This window comes from Limosilactobacillus gastricus PS3, from assembly GCF_000247775.1.
Classification (GTDB): domain Bacteria; phylum Bacillota; class Bacilli; order Lactobacillales; family Lactobacillaceae; genus Limosilactobacillus; species Limosilactobacillus gastricus_A.
In genome coordinates, this window is the sequence record NZ_AICN01000029.1 from 14429 (window position 1) to 35582 (window position 21154).

Annotated in this window: 22 protein-coding genes and 1 pseudogene; 6 read left to right on the top strand and 17 right to left on the bottom strand. The window is 42.4% G+C overall.

Going from position 1 to position 21154, the window contains the following annotated elements; genetic code table 11:
- Positions 1 to 10: 10 nt before the first annotated feature.
- Both PS3_RS03705 and PS3_RS03710 read right to left on the bottom strand, forming a co-directional pair.
- Positions 11 to 817, bottom strand: a complete 807-nt coding sequence (locus PS3_RS03705; RefSeq protein ID WP_040468036.1) for a Cof-type HAD-IIB family hydrolase — start codon at positions 815 to 817, stop codon at positions 11 to 13.
- Between the two features lie 116 nt (positions 818 to 933).
- A pseudogene (locus tag PS3_RS03710) lies at positions 934 to 1976 on the bottom strand (zinc-binding dehydrogenase).
- Positions 1977 to 2156: 180 nt separating this feature from the next.
- Between PS3_RS03710 and PS3_RS03715 the strand changes: the two are divergent.
- Both PS3_RS03715 and PS3_RS03720 read left to right on the top strand, forming a co-directional pair.
- A complete protein-coding gene (locus tag PS3_RS03715; RefSeq protein WP_007122108.1) occupies positions 2157 to 3140 on the top strand; it encodes an aldo/keto reductase in 984 nt (327 codons plus the stop codon).
- A gap of 86 nt (positions 3141 to 3226) precedes the next feature.
- Entirely contained in the window at positions 3227 to 4177 is a 951-nt protein-coding gene (locus tag PS3_RS03720; protein ID WP_007122109.1) for an L-lactate dehydrogenase, read from the top strand.
- Positions 4178 to 4235: 58 nt separating this feature from the next.
- On the opposite strand, the gene PS3_RS03725 is transcribed toward PS3_RS03720, so the two are convergent.
- Positions 4236 to 4610, bottom strand: a complete 375-nt coding sequence (locus PS3_RS03725; RefSeq protein WP_040468037.1) for a pyridoxamine 5'-phosphate oxidase family protein — start codon at positions 4608 to 4610, stop codon at positions 4236 to 4238.
- An 11-nt stretch (positions 4611 to 4621) separates the two neighbouring features.
- Complete coding sequence (locus PS3_RS03730; RefSeq protein WP_007122110.1) at positions 4622 to 5227, bottom strand: nitroreductase family protein; 606 nt, start codon at positions 5225 to 5227, stop codon at positions 4622 to 4624.
- Between the two features lie 136 nt (positions 5228 to 5363).
- On the opposite strand from PS3_RS03730, the gene PS3_RS03735 reads away from it, so the two are divergent.
- From PS3_RS03735 to PS3_RS03745, 3 genes are all read left to right on the top strand, one after another.
- Positions 5364 to 5987: a MarC family protein gene (locus PS3_RS03735; protein ID WP_040468038.1), complete on the top strand. Its 624-nt coding sequence runs from the start codon at positions 5364 to 5366 to the stop codon at positions 5985 to 5987.
- A gap of 128 nt (positions 5988 to 6115) precedes the next feature.
- Positions 6116 to 6967 carry an NAD(P)H-binding protein gene (locus PS3_RS03740; protein WP_007122111.1) on the top strand — a complete coding sequence of 284 codons (852 nt, stop codon included), beginning with the start codon at positions 6116 to 6118 and terminating at the stop codon, positions 6965 to 6967.
- 88 nt (positions 6968 to 7055) lie between these two features.
- The gene (locus tag PS3_RS03745) at positions 7056 to 7487 is read left to right on the top strand and encodes an Rrf2 family transcriptional regulator (RefSeq protein WP_040468039.1); all 432 of its coding nucleotides are present in this window, start codon (positions 7056 to 7058) and stop codon (positions 7485 to 7487) included.
- Positions 7488 to 7530: 43 nt separating this feature from the next.
- On the opposite strand, the gene PS3_RS03750 is transcribed toward PS3_RS03745, so the two are convergent.
- Positions 7531 to 8625, bottom strand: coding sequence for an NAD(P)-dependent alcohol dehydrogenase (locus tag PS3_RS03750; protein ID WP_007122113.1), 1095 nt, complete (start codon positions 8623 to 8625; stop codon positions 7531 to 7533).
- Entirely contained in the window at positions 8615 to 9652 is a 1038-nt protein-coding gene (locus PS3_RS03755; RefSeq protein ID WP_040468040.1) for a lipoate--protein ligase, read from the bottom strand. Before PS3_RS03755 ends, PS3_RS03750 begins: the two co-directional genes overlap by 11 nt.
- Positions 9653 to 9783: 131 nt before the next feature.
- Here PS3_RS03755 and PS3_RS03760 point away from each other — a divergent pair, with 131 nt between their 5' ends.
- Positions 9784 to 10521, top strand: a complete 738-nt coding sequence (locus PS3_RS03760; protein ID WP_050950809.1) for a DUF975 family protein — start codon at positions 9784 to 9786, stop codon at positions 10519 to 10521.
- A gap of 46 nt (positions 10522 to 10567) precedes the next feature.
- On the opposite strand, the gene PS3_RS03765 is transcribed toward PS3_RS03760, so the two are convergent.
- The 11 genes from PS3_RS03765 to PS3_RS03815 form a co-directional block, all read right to left on the bottom strand.
- Positions 10568 to 11287, bottom strand: a complete 720-nt coding sequence (locus PS3_RS03765) for a nicotinamide mononucleotide transporter (protein ID WP_040468041.1) — start codon at positions 11285 to 11287, stop codon at positions 10568 to 10570.
- 101 nt (positions 11288 to 11388) lie between these two features.
- The gene (locus PS3_RS03770) at positions 11389 to 12762 is read right to left on the bottom strand and encodes an NAD-dependent succinate-semialdehyde dehydrogenase (protein ID WP_007122115.1); all 1374 of its coding nucleotides are present in this window, start codon (positions 12760 to 12762) and stop codon (positions 11389 to 11391) included.
- 201 nt (positions 12763 to 12963) lie between these two features.
- On the bottom strand, positions 12964 to 14880 hold the full coding sequence (locus PS3_RS03775) for a copper-translocating P-type ATPase (RefSeq protein ID WP_007122116.1): 1917 nt from the start codon (positions 14878 to 14880) through the stop codon (positions 12964 to 12966).
- Positions 14880 to 15158 carry a cupredoxin domain-containing protein gene (locus PS3_RS03780; RefSeq protein ID WP_040468042.1) on the bottom strand — a complete coding sequence of 93 codons (279 nt, stop codon included), beginning with the start codon at positions 15156 to 15158 and terminating at the stop codon, positions 14880 to 14882. The genes PS3_RS03775 and PS3_RS03780 overlap by 1 nt, the downstream gene beginning before the upstream one ends.
- Before the next feature lie 11 nt (positions 15159 to 15169).
- A complete protein-coding gene (locus PS3_RS03785; RefSeq protein WP_007122117.1) occupies positions 15170 to 15547 on the bottom strand; it encodes a cupredoxin domain-containing protein in 378 nt (125 codons plus the stop codon).
- Entirely contained in the window at positions 15544 to 15975 is a 432-nt protein-coding gene (locus PS3_RS03790) for a CopY/TcrY family copper transport repressor (RefSeq protein WP_040468043.1), read from the bottom strand. Before PS3_RS03790 ends, PS3_RS03785 begins: the two co-directional genes overlap by 4 nt.
- An 87-nt stretch (positions 15976 to 16062) precedes the next feature.
- Complete coding sequence (locus PS3_RS03795) at positions 16063 to 16848, bottom strand: ABC transporter ATP-binding protein (RefSeq protein ID WP_007122118.1); 786 nt, start codon at positions 16846 to 16848, stop codon at positions 16063 to 16065.
- A complete protein-coding gene (locus tag PS3_RS03800) occupies positions 16845 to 17765 on the bottom strand; it encodes a FecCD family ABC transporter permease (RefSeq protein ID WP_007122119.1) in 921 nt (306 codons plus the stop codon). Before PS3_RS03800 ends, PS3_RS03795 begins: the two co-directional genes overlap by 4 nt.
- A 10-nt stretch (positions 17766 to 17775) precedes the next feature.
- The gene (gene isdE / locus PS3_RS03805; RefSeq protein WP_007122120.1) at positions 17776 to 18651 is read right to left on the bottom strand and encodes a heme ABC transporter substrate-binding protein IsdE; all 876 of its coding nucleotides are present in this window, start codon (positions 18649 to 18651) and stop codon (positions 17776 to 17778) included.
- A gap of 9 nt (positions 18652 to 18660) precedes the next feature.
- Entirely contained in the window at positions 18661 to 19413 is a 753-nt protein-coding gene (locus PS3_RS03810) for an NEAT domain-containing protein (RefSeq protein ID WP_007122121.1), read from the bottom strand.
- A gap of 8 nt (positions 19414 to 19421) precedes the next feature.
- Positions 19422 to 21104: an NEAT domain-containing protein gene (locus tag PS3_RS03815; RefSeq protein WP_176662249.1), complete on the bottom strand. Its 1683-nt coding sequence runs from the start codon at positions 21102 to 21104 to the stop codon at positions 19422 to 19424.
- Positions 21105 to 21154: the final 50 nt, after the last annotated feature.

The window sequence follows — 21154 nt, forward strand, 5'->3', positions numbered from 1 at the left end:
GTAGCTCCTTTTATGAGATTAAATAATTTAGTCCCCAACCAACCCCATTTAGATCATTGGTCTTAGTAATCAAGTTCGCCTGGGCCTTCACTTCTGTGGCGGCATTTTCCATCGCGACTGCTAAACCAACTTGTTGGAACATTGGCAAATCATTTTGACCATCACCAAAAGCCACCATTTCAGCTTTATTTAATTTGAGACTTTTTGCTATATAATTTATCCCTATTGATTTTAAGGCTTGCCGACTTGTGATTTCAAGATACTGTTCACCAGAAGCCTTAATATTAACATCCTGCAAATGCAATTGCGTTAAGGATTGATTAATAACCTCACGTTCGGCTGAATTATGGGTCATAATCATAATCTTCATTAAATGACTAGCCGGATTTGCTAAAAATTGACCGGCATTCATAATAACGGGCGCTTCCCCAGTAACTTGACTTTCAATTTCTGTGCCGTAATCTTCATGATCCGCATACCAAGCTCGCTCATCATAATAGGTGGTACTAATCGATGGGAAATAAATTGACATATATGAAAGAATTTGGCGTCCCGTCACTAAATTCATCGGATGGGTATCTAAAACTTTAAGTTCTCCTTGCTGTATCTGATAAATCAAACCACCATTGAAGGCAATTTGAGGGCCGGTCAGAGCGAGTTGCCGGAGCGGGGCTAACATTTCGCGAGGAGAGCGGGCTGATACCATGGTCACTGGCAATCGACTCTGCTTAATTAGCTGAGCATTCTCGTCAGTTAACCGACCATCAGAATTTAATAAGGTTCCATCTAAATCGGTAAAAATATGCTTGATTGTCATCCTGAACACCTGCTTTCATTTGATTTCATCCATAGGATAATTTATGAAACGCGTTCCAGGTCAAGGACAAAATAAAAAAAGTTGCCACAAATTTTTGTCGCAACTTTTTCGGTAGATTATTCCATTACAAGGTAAGACTTAATCGTCTTCCGATTTGCCATATCTTGATATGCTTGATCAATTTCATCCAAAGTATAAGTATTCGTGAATACCTTTCCTGGATTGATTTCTCCATCTAAGACGGCCTTCAACAGAACTTCACGGTCATAAGTGGTTACACTAGCTGTCCCACCGGCAATCGCCGTGTTCGTAACAAAGGCTTGTCCTAAGTCATACTTAGCAAAGTGAGGAACCCCAACAAAACCAACGCGACCACCATTGTGGATTACACCCAAGGCTTGTTCGAGTGATTGTTCCTTCCCAACACATTCAAGGGCGGCATCAGCGCCACCGCCAAGGAGTTCACGAACCTTGGCAACCCCTTCTTCGCCACGTTCTTCAACAATATCAGTGGCTCCAGATTCAAGGGCCATTTGTTGACGGTCAGCGTGCCGACTCATCAAAACAATCCGGGAAGCTCCACGCATCTTAGCCGCGATCACGGCACATTGGCCAACTGCCCCGTCACCAATTACGACAACTTTGTCCCTTTTTGAACATTTGCTGACCGTGCAGCATGGTATCCAGTTGCCATGACATCAGAAAGAGTCAATAAGGACTTTAACATCCCTTCCGAGTAATCTTCCGGTTGACCAGGAACCTTGATTAAAGCCCAGTTAGCGTATTGGAAACGAATATATTGGGCTTGGTAACCATTACTCCAGTTAGTTGGAACCGGGTGATTTTCACAAGTCCCATCATAACCAGCTAAACAGGCGGCACAATGTCCACATCCATGAGTAAATGGGGCAATGACAAAGTCACCGGGTTTAACTAAAGTAACATCAGGACCCACTTCTTCTACAATTCCCATTGCCTCATGACCAGAATTGGCCGAGTGCGCTTCCTTCTCGTCACCTTCTTTGTATGACCACAAGTCAGATCCACACACACATCCACGAACGACGCGGATAACTACATCATCACTGGCTTGGATGGTTGGCTTAGCCACTTCATCAACTACCATTTGACCAGCTTTTTCAAATACTGCAGCTTTCATAATTTTCCTCCATATAAATTAAAAATTATCTATGTCTATATCTTAACCCCTAAAGTTGACTTTAGGGCAATGATTTTATCAAAAAATTTTGCTAGGTGAGCTTTCTAGGACTCTACCAAGAAGAAGTTTGAATATGCTACAATAAAACTATGGAAGCGCTATCAACAAAAGGAGGAGCTTATGACAAAATCTGTTACAATCGGAAAGACTGATGTCACCACAACTCCATTGGGATTGGGAACCAATGCCGTTGGTGGTTACAACCTTTTTCCAAATTTAAAAGACGAGGATGGAATCAAGTTAGTCCAAGCCGGCATTGATCACGGCATCAGATTGCTCGACACAGCCTATGTTTATGGATTAGGTCACTCGGAAGAATTAGTCGGTCAGGCCATTAAAAATTATGATCGTCATGAATTGACAATTGCTACGAAAGGCGCCCACGATTTCTCGACGGGGGAAGAAGTAATCAATAATGATCCCAAATTCATTAGTCAACAAGTTGATCAGAGCCTGCAACGGTTAGGCACAGATTATATCGATATCTATTATCTCCATTTTCCGGATCACGATACGCCAAAGGCCGAAGCAGTTGGTGCCTTACAACGATTACGTGAGCAAGGGAAGATTCGCACCATCGGGATCTCGAATTTTAGCCTTGACCAAATTAAAGAAGCAAATGCTGATGGTTATGTTGATGTGGTTGAAGACGAATTTAGTCTGCTCCATCAGGATCACCTGGCTGATGGCATGCTCGAATATCTTCATGAAAATCAGATTTCCTTTGTGCCATATTTTCCATTAGCTTCAGGTCTCCTTACTGGTAAATACGACCACTTAACTGAATTCCCAGCAGACGATATTCGCAGTCAGATTGCCGACTTTAAAGAGCCACGTTTCACCAAGGCTTTAGCCGCTGTTGATCAAATCCGGTCGATTGCTGACAAACATGGAGCCACTGTGGCGCAAACCGTGCTGGCTTGGCACATTCAAAATCCGTTTATCAGCGTCGTAATTCCTGGTGCTAAGCGTCCTGATCAGGTAGCCGCTAACGCTAAAGCCTTAGACCTCGAATTAAGTTTGGAAGAATATCAAACTATCGAGCAAGCCTTTACCTGGTTTAAGCAAACTCAAAGTGGCAAGTCACTAGCTGATCCAGACTAGATTGGCGAACCTAAAATGACAAGGACCTGATCTTTATAGTAGAATTAATTTGTAAGTAAGCATTATCAGAAAAGGAGTTTTTACTTATGTCTAAAAATCATCAAAAAGTTGTTTTAATCGGTGATGGCGCGGTTGGTTCCAGTTATGCTTTTGCAATGGTTCAACAAGGACTCGCTGAAGAATTTGCGATTATCGATATCAATAAAGACCGCATTCACGGGGATGCTCTCGATTTGGAAGATGCAACACCTTTCACTTCGCCTAAATTAGTTTACGATGCTGATTATGACACTTGTGGCGATGCTGATTTAGTAGTCATTACCGCCGGGGTCCCTCAAAAGCCGGGCGAAACACGGATTGAATTAGTTGATAAAAACCTAAAAATCATGAAGTCCGTGGTTGAGCCAATCATGGCCAGTGGTTTTGACGGAATCTTCTTAGTCGCCGCTAACCCAGTGGACATTTTAACCTACGCTGTTCAAAAGTTCTCTGGTTTCCCAAAGAACAAGGTTGTTGGCTCAGGGACATCGCTTGACTCCGCTCGCCTCCGGGTTGCCCTAGCTAAGAAATTTGGCGTTGCTTCACCAGATGTGATGGCAAATATGATGGCTGAACATGGTGATACGGAATTCGCTGCCTACTCTAGTGCTACCATTGGTGGTAAGCCCTTATTAGAAATGGCACAAGAAGCTGGAGTTACTGACGAAGAATTACTTCAAATTGAAGATGATGTTCGTCATAAAGCATATGAAATTATCAACACTAAGGGTGCCACTTACTACGGGGTTGCAACCTGCTTAATGCGGATCTCACGGGCAATCTTACGGGATCAAAATGCGGTCCTCCCAGTTGGCGCACCTATGAATGGTGAATACGGTTTAGAAGATATTTACATTGGAACGCCGGCAGTTATTAACGCTTCTGGGGTCGCTCGGGTTATTGAAGTCCCATTAAACGAGCGGGAACAAAAAGCCATGGCCGATTCAGCCAAGGCCTTAAAAGAAGTTGCCACTAACGGTTTAGCGAAATTACAATAATCTACATTAAAAGGCTCCCCTAAATTGATGGGGAGCCCTTTTAATATACGCTTAATTTCTATGCTAAAGCATAAATTTCATCAATTTTAATTACAACTACCGTCGCTTCCAGATGTTGACTATCAGCTAATATCTGATCAGCAAGGTCATCATCTTTGTGGAGCTCAGCTATCCCGTTAACCCGGAATGATAAATGATTCTTGGGATCCCATCCAGCAACTGCTACTTGGGGATTAGCTTTGATGTTTTCAAAAGCTTGCCCGTAAGTATATTCTAGATAAACTAAATGTTCATCATCTAAAACCCTTAATGATCCCTTAGGACCAATTTGTGGTTTCCCATCTACTCCGCTAGTGGAAAGAAAGTCCATTGTTTCATTAAAAAATTGCTTTTGTTCCACCGTTAAACTCGTGTTATTTAATAATTTAGCCATCATCTTCCTCCTTAAATCCCAAAGGTTTTAAAACGCAAATCATCATCAATTGAATCTTTAACCGCTGCCTTTTGACCTACATTACCAAATGGCATTTCGGCACGTAACTGCCATGAATCAGGAATGTCAAACCGCTCAGCAATTTCTTGATCAATTAAAGGATTGTAGTGTTGCAAACTTGCACCTAAACCTTCTGCTGTCAAAGCTTCCCAAACGGCTTGTTGGGCGCCTCCAAGACCTTGTTCGGCCCAGTCAGGAAAATTATCGGCATAACTAGGGAATTGGGCCTGCATCTCCTTAACTACATCTGTATCAGTATAAAAGAGTACCGTCCCAAAGCCCGCCTTAAAGGTATCAATTTTGGCGGCAGTCTGTTCGATCGCTGCATCATCGGTCATAACTTGCTTCAATTCCGCTAAAGTAATCTCCCAAACGGCATCCGAATCCTTACCAAATGTGATCACTGCCCGTGTTGATTGATTGTTAAAGGCGGTCGGTGATTGCTTGATCGCCGTTTTAATTAGATCAGCCAATTGTGTTGGTGATTGGCTCACCTGATCATTTAAATCATATTCTGAGTGGCGTTTACTTTGTAATTCAATGAATGGATTTGTCATTTTTAATCTCCTTAACTTAATATCTAAAGTTTATCACCCTATAAATTCACTTACAAATAATAAGCATTGTAATCTATTTCACATTTTGAACTGTTTTAAATGGTAAAATATAGCTATCTAGAAGGAGGTGCCAACCATGAACCTGATTTCAGCCTTTGCGGTATCTTTTATGGCCTTCTTTGCCATCCTCAATCCGCTTGGTAACATGCCCGTCTTCATCAGCCTAACGACGGCCGATGATCCTAAAGTTAGTCGCTCTATTGCTAAAGAAGCCTTAGTGATCTCAACCATCATCGTAATCTTATTTGCCCTCGTCGGTAAATATATCTTCGATTTGTTCGGGATTAATTTATCAGCCCTTAGGATCATTGGTGGGATTGTCATCGCTATTATTGGCTACGACATGCTTAAAGGCAAATCATCCAGTCTCCAACACAATGTTGATCCCAAGAATCCACGCATTGACCAACAAATGTCAGTGGCGATCACCCCTTTAGCTATGCCGGTATTGGCTGGACCAGGGACCATTGCCACAGCCATGAACCTCGCTGACAAACATAATCCATTAATTGTGATTCTGTCCTTCGCCATTCTTGCTTTACTAACCTATTTTCTCTTTATATACGGGGAATTAATAATTAAAAAATTGGGGCAGAATTTATTAACCGTCATCACCCGACTCATGGGGTTAATTTTGGCCGTCATCGGTACTGATATGGTCATCGCGGGTTTAAAAGCCGCCTTTACAATCTTAAAATAACAGCGAATTGATCAGTCTATTTTCGAATAGATTGATTTTTTTGAATTAACTTGTTGACTTTAAAATCACACGTGCTATGATAATACTTGTAAATTATAAATCAACATCCCGAAAGGAAGTATTAAATTATGAAATACGCAATTACGGCTGCTACTGGAAATTTTGGTCAAACGGCGGTTAACGAATTATTAAAGTTAGTTGATGCAAAGGACATTATTGTAATCGCCCGAAATCAAGCCAAGGCTCAAACTTTATTCCCACAGGTTGAAGTTCGACAAGGATCATACGACTCAGTTGATTCGATGACGGCTGCCCTTGACAGGGTTGATCGGGTCCTCTTTATTTCTTCTCAACCTGGTGGTGAAGTAAGTCGTGATCTTCAACACCAAAATGTAGTCCAAGCATTGCAAAATAATGATGTCGAATTCGTAGCTTATACTAGTTTTCCTCATGCTCAAACTTCAATTAGTGCCTTAGCCCAAGACCATCGATTAACCGAAAACGCCATTATTAAGGCGGGACTGAACCATGCTTTCTTACGGAACAATTGGTATTTAGAAAATGAGCTTGGTTTCCTTCAAAACGGTGCTAATGACCAGGTAGCTGCTTACTGGGCTAATAACCAAGCTGGCTGGGCGCTTGAACGTGAATATGCTGAAGCGGCGGTCAAAGTGTTAGTCTCAACAGCCCCCGCTGAGATCTATGAATTTGCTGGTCCGGCCATGACCTATGCTCAATTAGGTGAAGCGCTTCAAGCGGCAACTGGCAACCATTTTGAGGTAATTCAGCTTAGCCAGGACGAATACATCGCAGCACTAGAAGCGAGTGGTCTAAATCATGATCTGGCAACGCTTTATGCTTCTTTCCAATTACCAATTGAAGAAGGGTCATTAGCTGAAAATACTAATGATTTACCAACTGTCCTTGGTCATGATTTATTGCCAATTACCGAAGCCATTAAAGAGGTTTTGAGCCGGTAGTCGTCATAAAAATCGCCATCAGGATGGGCGCCCTTTTGGTAATTTGTTACAATAAGAATGATTTATCAAATTACAGGAGTAACTGATCATGAAATTTTCTTATAAATTTAGTGATGCTATTCATCTCTTAGCTTATCTTGATATTTATCAAAATGGTGACCTTTCCAGCCGAAGGATTGCCGATAGCATTGAAGCCAACCCCAGTGTGGTTCGTAATCTTATGCGCGACCTAAAAAAAGCTGGACTCATCTTAACCCATCAAGGTTCGGCCACTCCTTCTTTAGCAAAGCAACCTGCTAAGATCAGTCTTTATGACATTTATACGGCTGTTGATATCAACCATGATTTAATTCATGTTGACCCGAATACCAATCCAGCTTGTATTGTTGGTGGCAACATTCAAACTACGTTACAAGACGCTTATGATCGAATTCAACAAGCAGCTTTTAATGAAATGAAAGCCATTAGCCTACAAGATATTATTGATGGCATTTTAAACAACCAACAACGTTCTTTATAAAAAATCGCCTGAGAAAGCACGAATGCTTTCTCAGGCGATTTTACTATTCATCAAATACAATAATGGGCTTAATCACTTCTCCCGACGCAGAATCAGCAAAGGCTTGGTTAATGTCCTTTGGTTGATAGAAGCGACTTAATTTATCAAGTGGGAACTTTCCTTGCTTAAAGTAATCAACCAATTTGGGAATAAAGGTTTGCGGAACGGCGTCACCTTCCACAACCCCGGTTAGCTTCTTACTGGTTGCTAACAAATCATTCATAACATTCAAGTTCAGGTCACCACCAATTCCGACTAGGACACATTCACCCCCTGGTCGCAGGGCGTGTAAGCCATCAAGAATGACCGAACCAACCCCAGTGGTATCAATTACATAATCAACCCCACCTGGAACAATTTCATTGATGGCAGCTACCGGATCAACCTTAGAGTTGTTAATAACTTCCGTGGCACCCATTTCTTTGGCAATCGTTAGCCGATAATCTTTGCGGTTAACGGCAATAATATGCCGGCATCCCATAATTTTAGCTCCCATAATTGCTGCAATTCCGACCGCACCAGCCCCAAATATGGCAACCGTATCTCCAAATTGAGGCTTAATGTAATTTAACATTGTCCCCGCCCCGGTTAAAAAGCCACAACCAAGCGGACCTAAATACCGTAAATCAACTTCTGGATCTACCTTCACCACTCCAGACTCATCAACGACCGCATAAGTTGACAAGGAAGATTGACCAAAAAAGTTAGAAATATCATGACCGGCTTCATCATGAATTCGGTGGTTTCCATCTTTAGACGCCCCACCAAAATTATAAAGATTAAAGCTTTCACAACTACCTGGATGCGCGGTTCGACATTGTGGACAGGTTCCATCAACCGTATAAGATAAGACAACATGATCACCGGGCTTTACCGTGGTCACTGCCGCTCCAACTTTTTCAGCAATCCCTGCTCCTTCGTGGCCTAACGCAACGGGGTAAGGAGTGATCCCCGTATCACGTCCTTTGGCGTCCGTGTGGCAGATCCCGCTAGCTACCACCTTAACCAGTACTTCATTGATTTTCGGTTCATCTAATTGCGCCTGTGTCCATTCTAATAAGGCTCCTTGCCTTTGAACGACAGCTGTTTTAATTTCCATTTGTATCCTCCATTAATAAATCAATAATTTCATCGACGGTGACATGACCAAGATTAGCCGCTAAATTGACCTGTGACAGACTAGCTCTTAGATGATCGTGATCAAATCCACACCCTAATAGAACTGATTCCAACTTAGTAGGATCTCCTGTCGTGAAGAAATCACCAAAGACTTTAATTGCGCTAATTTTTTGCTCCTGAACACTGAAATTAAAGGAGATGGTGCCTATCGGAAAATGCTTTGAAACGTAGCGTTGATACCCAGGATTCTTACCATAATTCCAAGCCGCTTGTCCATAATGATCCGCAATCCGTTGGTCAATAATTGCCCAATCTTCATCAGTTAAATGATAGGTAGGAATATCAGCAACCTGATCAACCTCAAACAAAGCACACAATAAGTAGTCTTTAAAATCATCACTGGTCCAGGTTTGATATTGCGTAGGTAAATAAGGTTTCAAATTGGTAATCCGCGCATCTACTGATTTAATCCCTTTGGATTCGAGTTTACCCCGATCGGGGGTTAAAACTTGACGGGCAACGGTTTGATCGAGATCAAACAAAATCGTGCCACCAGCGGCATAGGCATCACCACTTTTGACCATGGCCATCCCGGAACACTTCTTCCCATCCACAGCGATATCATTTCGACCACGGACTTCTGCACTAGCAATCCCTAGTTGACGTAATGCTTGGGCAATTGGTTCCCCGATGGCTTTAAAATCACCATAATTAGATAAATCGCCTACCACAATATTTTCGAAAACGATATTTCCGCGATCATGATAGACCGCCCCGCCGCCACTGGAACGGCGCACCAACTTAATTCCTTGCTCCTTTAAATAAGGCAAATTCACTTCAGCATAGGCATTTTGAAAGCGGCCAATAATTACCGCTGGATCATTAATATACATAATTAAGCCATGCCCCGGCAATCGTAAATCATTAATTAAATAATTATCCAATGATTGATTAACAATTGGATCATACACTGGTTCGCCATGTCGACTTGTATCAATTAAAAACATCTGACTCCCCTCCTCAATATACCCATTTTATCTCATCTTGACTTGAAAGAAAACGGTCTCATGATTGTTAGGTCAACTATATAACAGTCACATTATTTCTGATATAATAAAGTAAAAAGGAGGGAATTAACATGGTATCTAGACGTGAATTAAAACAAGCTGCCCGTCATAAATTACGGGGTCATTGGGGTCAAGCCATTAGCTTAAACATTATTCAAATTATTTTAGCAATTATTGCTAGTATTGGTTTCGCCTTTATCGGTGGCGTTATTTTCGGCGCTTTAATCTATTTATTCTTCCACCCCGACCTAACCTCATATCAATATAATAATTTGGGGTTCTTAAGTCATAACAATATCGTCGCAGGTTTCAACAATAATATTCTGAACTTTATCATCACTATGTTAGTTGAATTTGTAGCCGTGGGAGCACTCTTTACCATGCTGGATTGGTTCCGAACGGATAACGCCAACTTCAGTGCCACGCGGGGGATGTTTTCGATTTATACGAAAAAGTACTTCTTAGCAACCCTATGTCTCTACTTGATCATGTACATTTTCCTTTCTCTTTGGTCAATCTTACTATTATTTCCCGCGATCATTAAGCATTATAGCTATGCCCAGACCTACTTTATCTATAAAGATGAATTAAACGCTCACCCTGATGACCGACCTTCTTACCTGAACTGTATTACTCAGAGTCGTGAATTAATGGACGGTCATAAAACTCAATTATTCTTGCTCGACTTATCCTTCATCGCTGGGGCATCTTGGGGATCATTACTTGCGGGATTGCTTGTATCTGGATCATCCCTTATTACAAAGCCTGCCAAGTTAATTTTTACCGTAGTCTGCGCGGCGAAGCCTTAACCTAAAAATAAAAGCTCGATCCTGAATTTCAAGATCGAGCTTTTATTTATTGTTCTTCAATGTCTGCCTTGGCAGACAAATTTGTCCAAAAACTTAAGGCGGCCAAGGCATTAATAATGTAGTAAATGTATTTACCAACGTTAGCAAAATTACCTTGCACAATGGCTTTAATTAACTGGACAAAGTTATAAACAAACCAGTATTGCCATTGGACTGTTAATTTCATGGCATTTAAAACATTGGCGGTTAGCGAAAGACCGAAGGCGATCACCACAATCCAGAATAGCGGTTGTTGGAAACCATTTTGCCAACCAATCAAATTGGTAGCAAAAGAAAAGGCCATACTTAAGATGAACAGACTAATCATCACTACCCACTTCTTCGTTCCCGTTAAGGGCTTAGTCGCCCGATACTTTTCCGACCGCATCCAGGTTCGAATTGCAAAAATATAAATGATAAAGGTCACCGGATAAGTAACAATCGCTGCCTGATTGCCAAGTAAGTAATCAATAGTTCCTGACAGGACAGCGTTAATAATCCCAATCCAATTACCGACATTATTCATGCGACCAGTTAGCCGGGTCGAATAAATGGACAGAACCGAATTCCCGATAGAAATCAGTCCGAATGGCACCCAACGCGCCCAGTTACCCCAGTTTGTCACATCTGCTAGGGTTTCGGTTAAATAACCACTGGCGATGGTAATCACCACTACTAGTACAACCCCTAACAAATCAAATAATTTCGATTTAGCAATCCGTTCCATAACATCATCTCCTGTTTGTTTTTAGCGAGGCGTATTCGGAAGCAACCCTCGTTTTGATGAATGTTATAGCACAAGTAGTCAGTAAGGTAAAGGGCTTAGAGCTATTCTACTTCATAAACTAGGTGTTGATTAACAAATTCAGTAAAGCCAATTTCACTCAATTCCCGGCCATAACCAGAATTTTTCACCCCGCCAAATGGAATTTCAGGTAGTGAGGCCCACCCTGCGTTTAGCCAGCTCATCCCACTTTCTACTTGAGCGGCCACTTCTCGAGCATGAGCGATATCAGAACCGAAAACCGTATTTCCGAGACCATAACTAGAATTATTAGCTAAGGCGATCGCATCGGCTTCGGTTTGATATCCGTAAACAACCGCAACGGGCCCAAACATTTCTTGATCAAATAAAGGATTGTCCTCCGTAATCCCCGTTAAGATCGTTGGCATGAAGAATTGTCCCTCCAGCTCAGTGACCGGTTCAAAGCCATATTCAAGCTTAGCGCCATTATCAATTGCTGTTTGAACCTGCTTGGTTAACTTTTCTTTCGCCTTCTTCGAGCACATTGGCGCTAAAGTCGTTGACCGATCCATTGGGTCGCCCATCTTAACCTGTTTAAAGGCCGCTTTAAGAATTTCAACAAACTCATCTACCCGGGCTTCAGGAACAATAAATCGTTTCGAGGACGTACATACTTGGCCGGCATTATATAGTCGAGCTTGCGGAGCAATTTGCGCTAACTGGTCCCAATCGGCGTCTTCTAAAACAATAAAGGCATCATTTCCACCGAGTTCCAGTGTCGATTTCTTTAACGATTTGGCGGCTTCCGTGGCGACTGAGCGACCACCACGTTCAGAACCGGTTAAACAAACTCCGGCGATTCTTGAATCAGCAATAATCGCCGCCACCTGATCATAATCAACAAAGAGATTGGTTAATGCGCCTTTAGGAGTGCCAGCTTCAAGTACTAAATCTGCAAAGGCCTGCGCCGAAGTTGGACAATTGGAAGCATCTTTTAAGAGCATTGGGTTCCCCACTAAGAAATTAGGGATAAAGACCCGCGCAATCTGATAGAATGGAAAATTCCATGGTTCCACAGCCATCAATACCCCTAAGGCTTGCTTTAAAATGTGGGCATTCCCGGAATTAGTATAGATGGGTTGCGGTGCTAAGAATTCATCCGCATGTTCAACATAGTAATCACAAAAACTGGCACAAAGGTCAACTTCTCCCTCGGCTTCTCCAATAAGTTTCCCCATATCACGGGTCATTAATTCGGCTAAGGATGTCCGCCGTTCCCGAAGGAGCTGTCCTAACTTTACAATCACCGCTTTTCGAGCTGCTAAGTCATCTCCAGTCCGCCATTTTAAATATAATTGGCGAGCACTAACGATGGCTTGTTCAACTTCAGCAGCACTAGTATTTTCGAAAGTCTTTTCCACTTCGTTGGAATATGGATTAATCGTTTGATAAGTCATAATAATTTCCTCCATTTACTTTGTGATTCACATTGTAAACGCTTTCCTTAATCTTCACAAGCCTTTGGATAAAAATTATTTAATTCACAAATATCAAACGTTCATCTAAATATCAACTTTGTGAAATAGTTTAGAGATGCCAAATAATTTCACAAACTAAAAAGCTGAGAAAATAAAAATTTCCCAGCTGCTTGATATTTTCTACTTTTCATAGCCAACTTTAACACGATTTAGTAATAGAGAGGACCCAACCACGGAAATTGATGATAAGGCCATCGCCAACCCAGCAAATTCTGGACTCAAGATTAAGCCGAGTTCCGCAAAAATCCCGGCCGCAATCGGAATCCCGATCACATTATAAATTAAGGCCCAGAAAAGATTCAGTTTAATCCGTTGGAAGGTCTTTTTACTAAGGTCAATTGCATCCACAACCCCTAAGAGACGATTGTTGGTCAAGACAATATCACCAGCTTCAATCGCAATGTCAGTTCCAGAGCCCATTGCAATTCCCACATCCGCCGTCGATAATGCTGGAGCATCATTAATACCATCTCCCACAAAGGCGACTGATCCCGTCGCTTGTAAGTGCCGAATTGATGCTTCTTTTTGATCAGGTAAAACATCCGCAATTACCTGATCAATCCCAACCAACTGGGCAATGGAATGAGCCACCTCTTGATTATCTCCTGTTAACATCATCGTTTTCAAGCCCCGTTGCTTTAAGGCCTTAATCGCTTGATCAGCATCTGCCTTGGGTTGGTCTTGAATCGCAATTAATCCTATTACTTGATCATCAACGCCGACATTCACCACGGTTTTAGCTTCCTGATGCAGTTGAACTTTAGCTTTTTGCAAATCAGCTGAAATTTGCTGACTAGCGACTAATTTATCATTGCCGACTAAGATCGTTTGTTGATCAATCTCGCCACGGACTCCTCGCCCAGGGATCGCTTGAAAATTATTTACTGATTGCTGAGGAACTCCATCTTTCTTAGCTATTTCCAGGATAGCTTGCGCCAAGGGGTGTTCGGATGAATTTTCTAAACTAGCCGCTAATTGTAAAGTCATTTGGCGATCGCCAATCACATCGGTTACTTGTGGTTGACCAATCGTGATGGTCCCCGTTTTATCAAACACAATCGTTTTCAGATGGTCTACTTTTTCTAATACTTCACCATCTTTGATCAAGACACCATATTTAGCTGCCCGTCCGGTCCCAACCATAATCGCTGTTGGGGTCGCTAAACCCAACGCACACGGACAAGCAATGACAATTACGGCGACTCCATAAAGCATCGCTTGCACGAGTGTCGTTCCAAACAGCAGATACCATAGGGTAAAAGTAACAATCGCAATAATTAATACCAAGGGAACGAACACGTCCGCAATGCGATCCGTTAATTTTTGAATAGGCGCCCGACTAGTTTGCGCCATCTTCACCAATTCAACAATTTGTGCCAGCATAGTGGCATTGCCTGTCTTTTGGACTTTCAGCAATAAGCGACCACTCTTATTAAGCGTCGCCCCATAAACTTGGTCCCCCATTTCTTTAGTCACAGGCATGCTTTCCCCAGTCAACATTGACTCATCAACCGTCGAGCGACCTTCAGTCACGACACCGTCGACGGGGATTTTCTGTCCAGGTCGCACCTGCACAAGATCCCCTACAGCTACCTGATCAAGTGCAATCGTCATAACTTCTCCATCACGGATTACGTCAGCCGTTTTAGTTTGTAAATTAATTAATTTTCCAACGGCACTAGAGGCATTATGGCGCATCCGTTCTTCAAAGACTTGCCCTAATAAGACAAAAACTGTCACGAAAGCCGCACTTTCAAAATAGACTTCTCGTCCCGTAAACATGGCAAAGATGCTATAGAAGTAGGCCACTGCTGTACCAACTGCAACTAAAGTATCCATATTCGCATGATGGTGCTTAAAGGCCGCCCATGCACTTTGCCAAAAGGGCAAGGCGGATAAAGCCATGATCAAGGTCGTGGTGATGAAAGCAATCCAATTATAGAATGGCATCATCCAATTAAAGATCATTCCAATCATTTGAATTAACATTGGAATCGCTAAAACCAACGAAATAAAAAAGCGCTTGGTATAGGTCATTAGTTAACGACGACCTTTCCTTTAAACATTTCCATCCCACAGGTATATTCATATTCACCAGCTTGATCCGTCGGGATGGAAATTGTCACGGCTTGATTCATGGGGAGCGATTGATCAAACCCCAACTGGGTCGATTTTACTTTTTCAAGACAAGTCGATGGATTCGTTCTTTTAAATACCAACTGGGCCGGTTTGCCCTGTTTAACTTTCACTACCGCTGGTTCGTACCCATGATTAACTTTAATCTTAACGACTTGATTTTTATTAAATAATCCCATTATCTTACCTCCTATTTAACGATCACCTTACCGTGAAACATGTTCATCCCACAGGCATATGAATATTCACCCGCTTGATCCGTATTAAACGGGATTTTTTTGACAGCTTCAGCCGGTAATTTTTCATCAATCCCCTGATCTGGAAAAACCACTTCATCCAAACAATTGGATTTATCCAGCCGGTTAAAAATCAATTGTGCTGGAACCCCTTGCTTTAATACCACCGTCTCTGGAGAATAACCACCATCCACTTTGATTTCGACTTGTTGGTGCCCCCCAACCATAGTGGCGCTAACTGCTCCCGTGTCGTGTTTGCCGAAAAACCACCAACTAATAAAAGCAATTAACACGATGGCAAGGATTAAAACTAAAATTTGAAGAACACTCATTTTTCTTCCTCCTGACACTGACGACATTCAATACAATTACAAGCAACGGTCCGCGGGGCAGTTAATGCCTTTTGCGCTAATAAGGTTTGTAATTTATCAATATCACTCTGACTCAAAGTTGCATTATCAATTGCCTGATAAAGAATTTCACCTTTGTGCATATCGCAGATCTGGTCAAAACAATCGGAGACTCGTTGGGACATTGCAGTATGTTCATCAATGGTCGCTTGATAATTAAACCGCCGCCCCTGCTTCGTAAAAGTCAACCAGCCTTTATCAACCAGCCGTTTTAACATTGTTTTAATGGTCGAAGCACTCCAGGAGCGCTGCGTTTGTATTCCCGCAATAATTTGAGCCGAAGTAGCTTGATCTAAAGACCAGACCACTCGCATAAGGTCCCACTCGCTATTGGAAACCGTTAATTCCATCCAACCAACTCCTTTGTCTACATTTGTAATCATAACTAGTATAGCACTTCGTTTACTTTTGTAAACAAAAAAAGGAGATTATTAATCCTAATCTCCCATCAATGGTTGTTCATTTTTAATGTATAACTGGACTCCCTGAGGCATATTGATCATATCGGTCGCCAAATTAAAGGTGGCTTGAATCTGTTTTGGCGTCAAGATCTCTTTGGGCAACCCCTGATCGATTAATTGCCCATCTTTTAACAACAGACACCAATCCGCGTAGTGCAGAACCTGATTTAAATCATGCAAAATCATGATAATGGTTAACTGTTGAGTCTTCTGAATTTTTTGGATCAGATGCATTAGTTTCACCTGATAATAAAGATCCAAATAAGTCGTCGGTTCGTCTAATACTAAAATCTGTGGCGACTGATTTAAAGCTGTTGCCAACCAAACCAATTGCTGTTGCCCTCCTGATAAGGATCCCATCGGTCGATCAACTAGCTCTGTTAAACCGAGTTGTTGAATAATCGCATCTTTGCCCTGATCAGAACGGTCTGCGCTAGTTAACAAATCATGATATGGTAACTGACCAAAATCAATTAATTCACCCACTTTGATGACGTCATAAAGTGGATTGTGTTGATGAACTACCGCCACTTGTTGGGCAAATTCTTTAGCTGACAGATTCCAAATCGACTGACCAGCAATCGTCACTTCCCCCTCCTCAGGCTTTAAAGAGCGCATTAATAACTTTAATAAAGTCGTCTTCCCACTCCCATTAGGACCGACAATGGCCGTAATCTTTTTGCTTGGTAGTGAAAAATTTAAATTATCAATCAGGCGTGGCTGATGATCATACTGAAAACTGACTTCTTTTACACTAATCATTGAACCGCCCGCTTTCCTTTAACCAACATCACAATCAAGAAGGGACCTCCTACAATCGCCAAGATAATTTGCGCAGATATCTCACTGGGTTGGACGATCAAGCGCCCAAAGGTATCTGTTGCTAAAAGCAACCACGCCCCACACAAACCGGCAAAAGGAATTAAATTTTGATAATTTCGGCCGATGATGACACGGCATGATTGGGGAACAATGATTCCTAAGAAAGCCACAATTCCAATGACCGCTGTAGTACAAGTTGCTAAGATCGTCGCGATTATTAATAAACTGGTCCGTAATAAACGGGGATTAAGTCCAACGGATTCTAAAAATTCATCACTGACCTTAAGATAATTCCCCCAATGAGCAACAAATAAGGCAGCAATAATAACAATTACACCAACAACAGCTAATACCATCGTTCCTGTCCAGGTCACCGTTGCTAATCCATTCAGCTGATTCGTATTCAATATTTTTTGAACGCCGGTAATCGCAGCGTCCATTGCCACCCCGACTAGAATCAACTGAGTCGGGCTCAAAAACTGTTGTAAAGTTACCAGGACCACTAAAACGATGGTGCCACCGATCAAGGCCCCACCAACTTTGAACCAAAAAGCCCCTGGAATAACCAAGGCGGCAACCACCGCAAACAAGTCAGCTCCAGCTGAAATCCCTAAAATGCCCGCATCGGCAATTGGATTCCGAAAAGTTGCTTGATAAAAAGCGCCACTAATCGCTAAAGCAGCTCCACCCACTAAATCCGCCACCAAGCGCGGCAGGCGAATATTAAAAATGGTATTGTAATCCGTCATTGTCATATGTTGCCATGAAATTGAACTTGACCCGCACGTTACCGCAATCACTATTGTAACGACTAACAAGATCATCACGCCCAAATAAGCCCATCCGATACGTTTCATCCCTAACTCCTTATTTTGGATATAACCACTGACTAACCTGCTTGAGCGCCTTGGCGGCATTGATATTGGCCGAAGCATTAAAGGTCGGTTGTTTCAGATCATAGACGCGATGATTCTTAACAGCTGGCATTTGCGCCCACACCGGATTATTCTTAAATTCCTCGTTAAATTGTGGAATCGTTTGATCGGGCAAGGCGTGAGCTAACCGTAAAATCACATCAGGTTTTTGCTGAGCTAAAGATTCATTATTAGGCGAGATAAATGATTGTCCATTAGCAGCATAAACATTTTCCCCGCCGGCAAGTTTCACTAAATCACCGACATAAGTTTTCTCAGTCATGATCATATATCCCGCTCCCGGCATCCCCATTAAAATCAGGACCCGCGGCTTCCGTCCATGAACGCGCTTCTTCACAGTTGTGATTGCACTATCAATCTCCTGATTAGCTGCATGGGCCTGCCTCGTTCGATGATATTGCTTACCTAAGCTAGATAAAGTTCCTTTCAATTGGTTAACTGAGTCTAATTTCAAATAAACCACATTCACTGCTTGCTTCTTAAAAGCCGAATTATACTGATCTTTTAAGGTCGAAACGGCATAAACGGTTGTCGGATTGAGCGAAGCGATTTTCTCCACTGAAGGAGCCATGGGACTACCAATTTTAGCCACATTTTGATACCGAGCTGGTAATTTTGCTTGTGTTTTGGGAACGCCGACTAAATCAAGATCAAGTTTCGCAAAAATTTCGGTAATCGCTGCACTAGTAGCCACAATTCGCTGACTTTGTTCTTGTTGTTTTTGAACGAAAACGCGTGCCCCCCAGGCAATCCCGCCAATTATCACTAAAAAGGCCAGCAGACTCCCAATAATAACTTTCCTCTTCATTTTATCCTCCTAATGGCGCGGATGATATTTTCCCCGCCAGATAAAGTAACCTACTGAACCGATTAAAATCACTAAGCCGACCAGACCAATCACTAACACATAGTAGAAAAGTGCTGCATTGTAGCGATTCTGTTTGGCCGTTGCGAGGTTCTGCTGACTAATCGAAACCGCTAATTGACTTTCTTTTTTGCTAGCAGCCTTTGACTGTGAAGAAGCCTGTGAAGTTAGCTTTTTTAATTTAGTATTTAAACTCGGATCATTTGTCCCAACCGCCGTCGTACTTTCCGTCTGGCTATTACCACCTGATTTAGATGGCAAATCGCTCGTGTCAAATTTAAAACTAATGTTGTGAGTTGCGGTGTACACGCCCGGAACATTGATTGAAATATTACTTGAGATCACTTTATTCAGATCAGATTCCGTAAATGAGTACGAATAGTCATAAGAACTCCCGCTGCGGGTTTTCGAAACATTTTGTGGCGCTTGACCATCAATCGAGTTCACTACTACCGGCCAGGCCGTCAAATCATTAGCCGTCCGGATTGTCATCGTAATCACATATTTATTACCGGAGACAGTAATTTGTGCTGGTTTAACATAGTAACCATCCGCCATTGAAGTCGTGGAGGTTCCGTATTTAAAGGTTTGGTAATTAATTGAATCGGCATGCGCCACACTTAACAGGCCAATAAAGGACAAGCAAAACATCAAACCACTCAACATCCACCGCCATATATAATTTATCCCTTGATTTTTTCTCATAATCTCACCTATTTACTCCACCATTTGTACCAAACTAAGGTTCCACCAGAAATTATGGCCATTAAGCCCACGATGATTGTGGCCGTTAAAGCGATTGGATAGCGAATTAGTTTCACGTGTGGCCATTTAGCCAATACTGGATCAACCCGATACTTGCTTAACTGCTTTTGCGCCGCCTTTAGATCAAAAAGTTGTGGGCTAGTAGCCGAACTTCCCGCCGTTTGACCTGCCCCGGTGGCAGCACCAGCTGTGCCACTAGTTCCTAAAGCACCGGCATCGCCACCCATCGAGCTGAGATAACTAGCTCCTCCAACCGACGTTTTCCCAAAGACGTACCAGATATTGAACAAGCGTCCGGAAATCCCCACCATTGGGACGGTCATCTTAATTTGTCCCGCCACTGGATTATTCAAGTCATCAGCACTGTTGATATGAAAGGTAAAAGTCCAAACGTCCTCACCACCAGAAGTAGTATGTGATTGACTAGTAATCTGCCCAACCCCGACACTGACCGGAACAAAGGTTACGATTCCCGCTTTGACCTTGACCGTCATCGTAACATTGTAGCCCGAACCACTTTTGACAATGTGAGCAGTGCGGGTGTAGTAGTTATTCGCTTCAGAGAGGCCTGAACGACTTTCGTTTAAAACTTCATAAGTAATATCTTGGACATCTTGATTGGGGTCAATCACTTGTCCGGATGTTGCAGTCATTATATTGGACGAGCTTGAATTAACCGTGCCAAATGGCGATGAGGTCGCTGTAATGGAGTTTGCGTTTGGAGTCGGGGTCGCCTGACCATTAGCCGGATAATAAGCGATGGCGGTTTGGTGCATCTCACCGAGCGGAGTTGTCAGATCGAACGTCAATACTCCCTGACCATCTACCATCGTTTGCTTTGAAATCTGATAAGTATAAGCGGCACTATCTGGCCCCAAATTAGTAATTTGACTTGGTGACTTGCCCGCAAACTGCATTGTCTTAACATATTGTTTACCACTAGTCAGGGTAATAATTGCTAAGTAGTGATCACCCTCTGGGCGAAAGACTATTTGAGGGCCAAAAAAGGAGGCTGAAGCTGATTCTTCATTGATATTGGTACTCTTGCGGATTGAGAGTGACCGGGTTTCTGACTGATCATTATTTGTTGGTACCGATTGTGTTGTCGTTGAAGAGGTTGTTGTCGTAGAGGAGCTAGTATTGGATGAGGAACTAGTCGCTGATGAAGAAACTGAACTTGAACTAGCACTCGTGGTTGATGAACTCGTGGCCGAACTTGAACATGAAGTAGTCGTTGCAAGCTTCGATAAATCCACTTTCATAATGGCCGATTCGGTCATAATCCCCTGATTACCAAGAATCGGTACCTTGGTATCAATTGTCATTTCAACCGTATAGGTTCCGTCTAAGTTAGGCAGATCAAAGGTCAGCGTGGATTCATTGCCATTGGTTTGGATTTGCGCTGCGCTCCCACCCTTGATCTGCATTTTTTGAATGTTTTGTCCACCACCATTTTTGGTAGTAATGATCACTTGTGTTTTCCCATCAGTTTGGATTAGTTTGGCATCAGTATTCAGATAATTTTGCGCTACAGATTGACTGTTCGGATCGGAGCTTTTCCAAAAAGTCGCTTGGCTATCAACCGTCTTCGTTGTTTGATCAGCTTGGACCAAGCTATGATGAATATTCAAACCACCAGAATCATAAATTATTAATAAATTTGAAAAAATAGCAACAATAA

Bases quoted from the DNA above. Each gene is read 5' to 3' on its own strand.
- PS3_RS03795 (WP_007122118.1), bottom strand. From the start codon at position 16,848: ATGATTAGTGTAAAAGAAGTCAGTTTTCAGTATGATCATCAGCCACGC.
- isdE (WP_007122120.1), bottom strand. From the start codon at position 18,651: ATGAAGAGGAAAGTTATTATTGGGAGTCTGCTGGCCTTTTTAGTGATA.
- PS3_RS03725 (WP_040468037.1), bottom strand. From the start codon at position 4,610: ATGGCTAAATTATTAAATAACACGAGTTTAACGGTGGAACAAAAGCAA.
- PS3_RS03780 (WP_040468042.1), bottom strand. From the start codon at position 15,158: ATGGGATTATTTAATAAAAATCAAGTCGTTAAGATTAAAGTTAATCAT.
- PS3_RS03785 (WP_007122117.1), bottom strand. From the start codon at position 15,547: ATGAGTGTTCTTCAAATTTTAGTTTTAATCCTTGCCATCGTGTTAATT.
- PS3_RS03790 (WP_040468043.1), bottom strand. From the start codon at position 15,975: ATGGAATTAACGGTTTCCAATAGCGAGTGGGACCTTATGCGAGTGGTC.
- PS3_RS03810 (WP_007122121.1), bottom strand. From the start codon at position 19,413: ATGAGAAAAAATCAAGGGATAAATTATATATGGCGGTGGATGTTGAGT.
- PS3_RS03775 (WP_007122116.1), bottom strand. From the start codon at position 14,880: ATGACCTATACCAAGCGCTTTTTTATTTCGTTGGTTTTAGCGATTCCA.
- PS3_RS03705 (WP_040468036.1), bottom strand. From the start codon at position 817: ATGACAATCAAGCATATTTTTACCGATTTAGATGGAACCTTATTAAAT.
- PS3_RS03720 (WP_007122109.1), top strand. From the start codon at position 3,227: ATGTCTAAAAATCATCAAAAAGTTGTTTTAATCGGTGATGGCGCGGTT.
- PS3_RS03735 (WP_040468038.1), top strand. From the start codon at position 5,364: ATGAACCTGATTTCAGCCTTTGCGGTATCTTTTATGGCCTTCTTTGCC.
- PS3_RS03740 (WP_007122111.1), top strand. From the start codon at position 6,116: ATGAAATACGCAATTACGGCTGCTACTGGAAATTTTGGTCAAACGGCG.
- PS3_RS03730 (WP_007122110.1), bottom strand. From the start codon at position 5,227: ATGACAAATCCATTCATTGAATTACAAAGTAAACGCCACTCAGAATAT.
- PS3_RS03750 (WP_007122113.1), bottom strand. From the start codon at position 8,625: ATGGAAATTAAAACAGCTGTCGTTCAAAGGCAAGGAGCCTTATTAGAA.
- PS3_RS03770 (WP_007122115.1), bottom strand. From the start codon at position 12,762: ATGACTTATCAAACGATTAATCCATATTCCAACGAAGTGGAAAAGACT.
- PS3_RS03745 (WP_040468039.1), top strand. From the start codon at position 7,056: ATGAAATTTTCTTATAAATTTAGTGATGCTATTCATCTCTTAGCTTAT.
- PS3_RS03755 (WP_040468040.1), bottom strand. From the start codon at position 9,652: ATGTTTTTAATTGATACAAGTCGACATGGCGAACCAGTGTATGATCCA.
- PS3_RS03765 (WP_040468041.1), bottom strand. From the start codon at position 11,287: ATGGAACGGATTGCTAAATCGAAATTATTTGATTTGTTAGGGGTTGTA.
- PS3_RS03800 (WP_007122119.1), bottom strand. From the start codon at position 17,765: ATGAAACGTATCGGATGGGCTTATTTGGGCGTGATGATCTTGTTAGTC.
- PS3_RS03715 (WP_007122108.1), top strand. From the start codon at position 2,157: ATGACAAAATCTGTTACAATCGGAAAGACTGATGTCACCACAACTCCA.
- PS3_RS03760 (WP_050950809.1), top strand. From the start codon at position 9,784: ATGGTATCTAGACGTGAATTAAAACAAGCTGCCCGTCATAAATTACGG.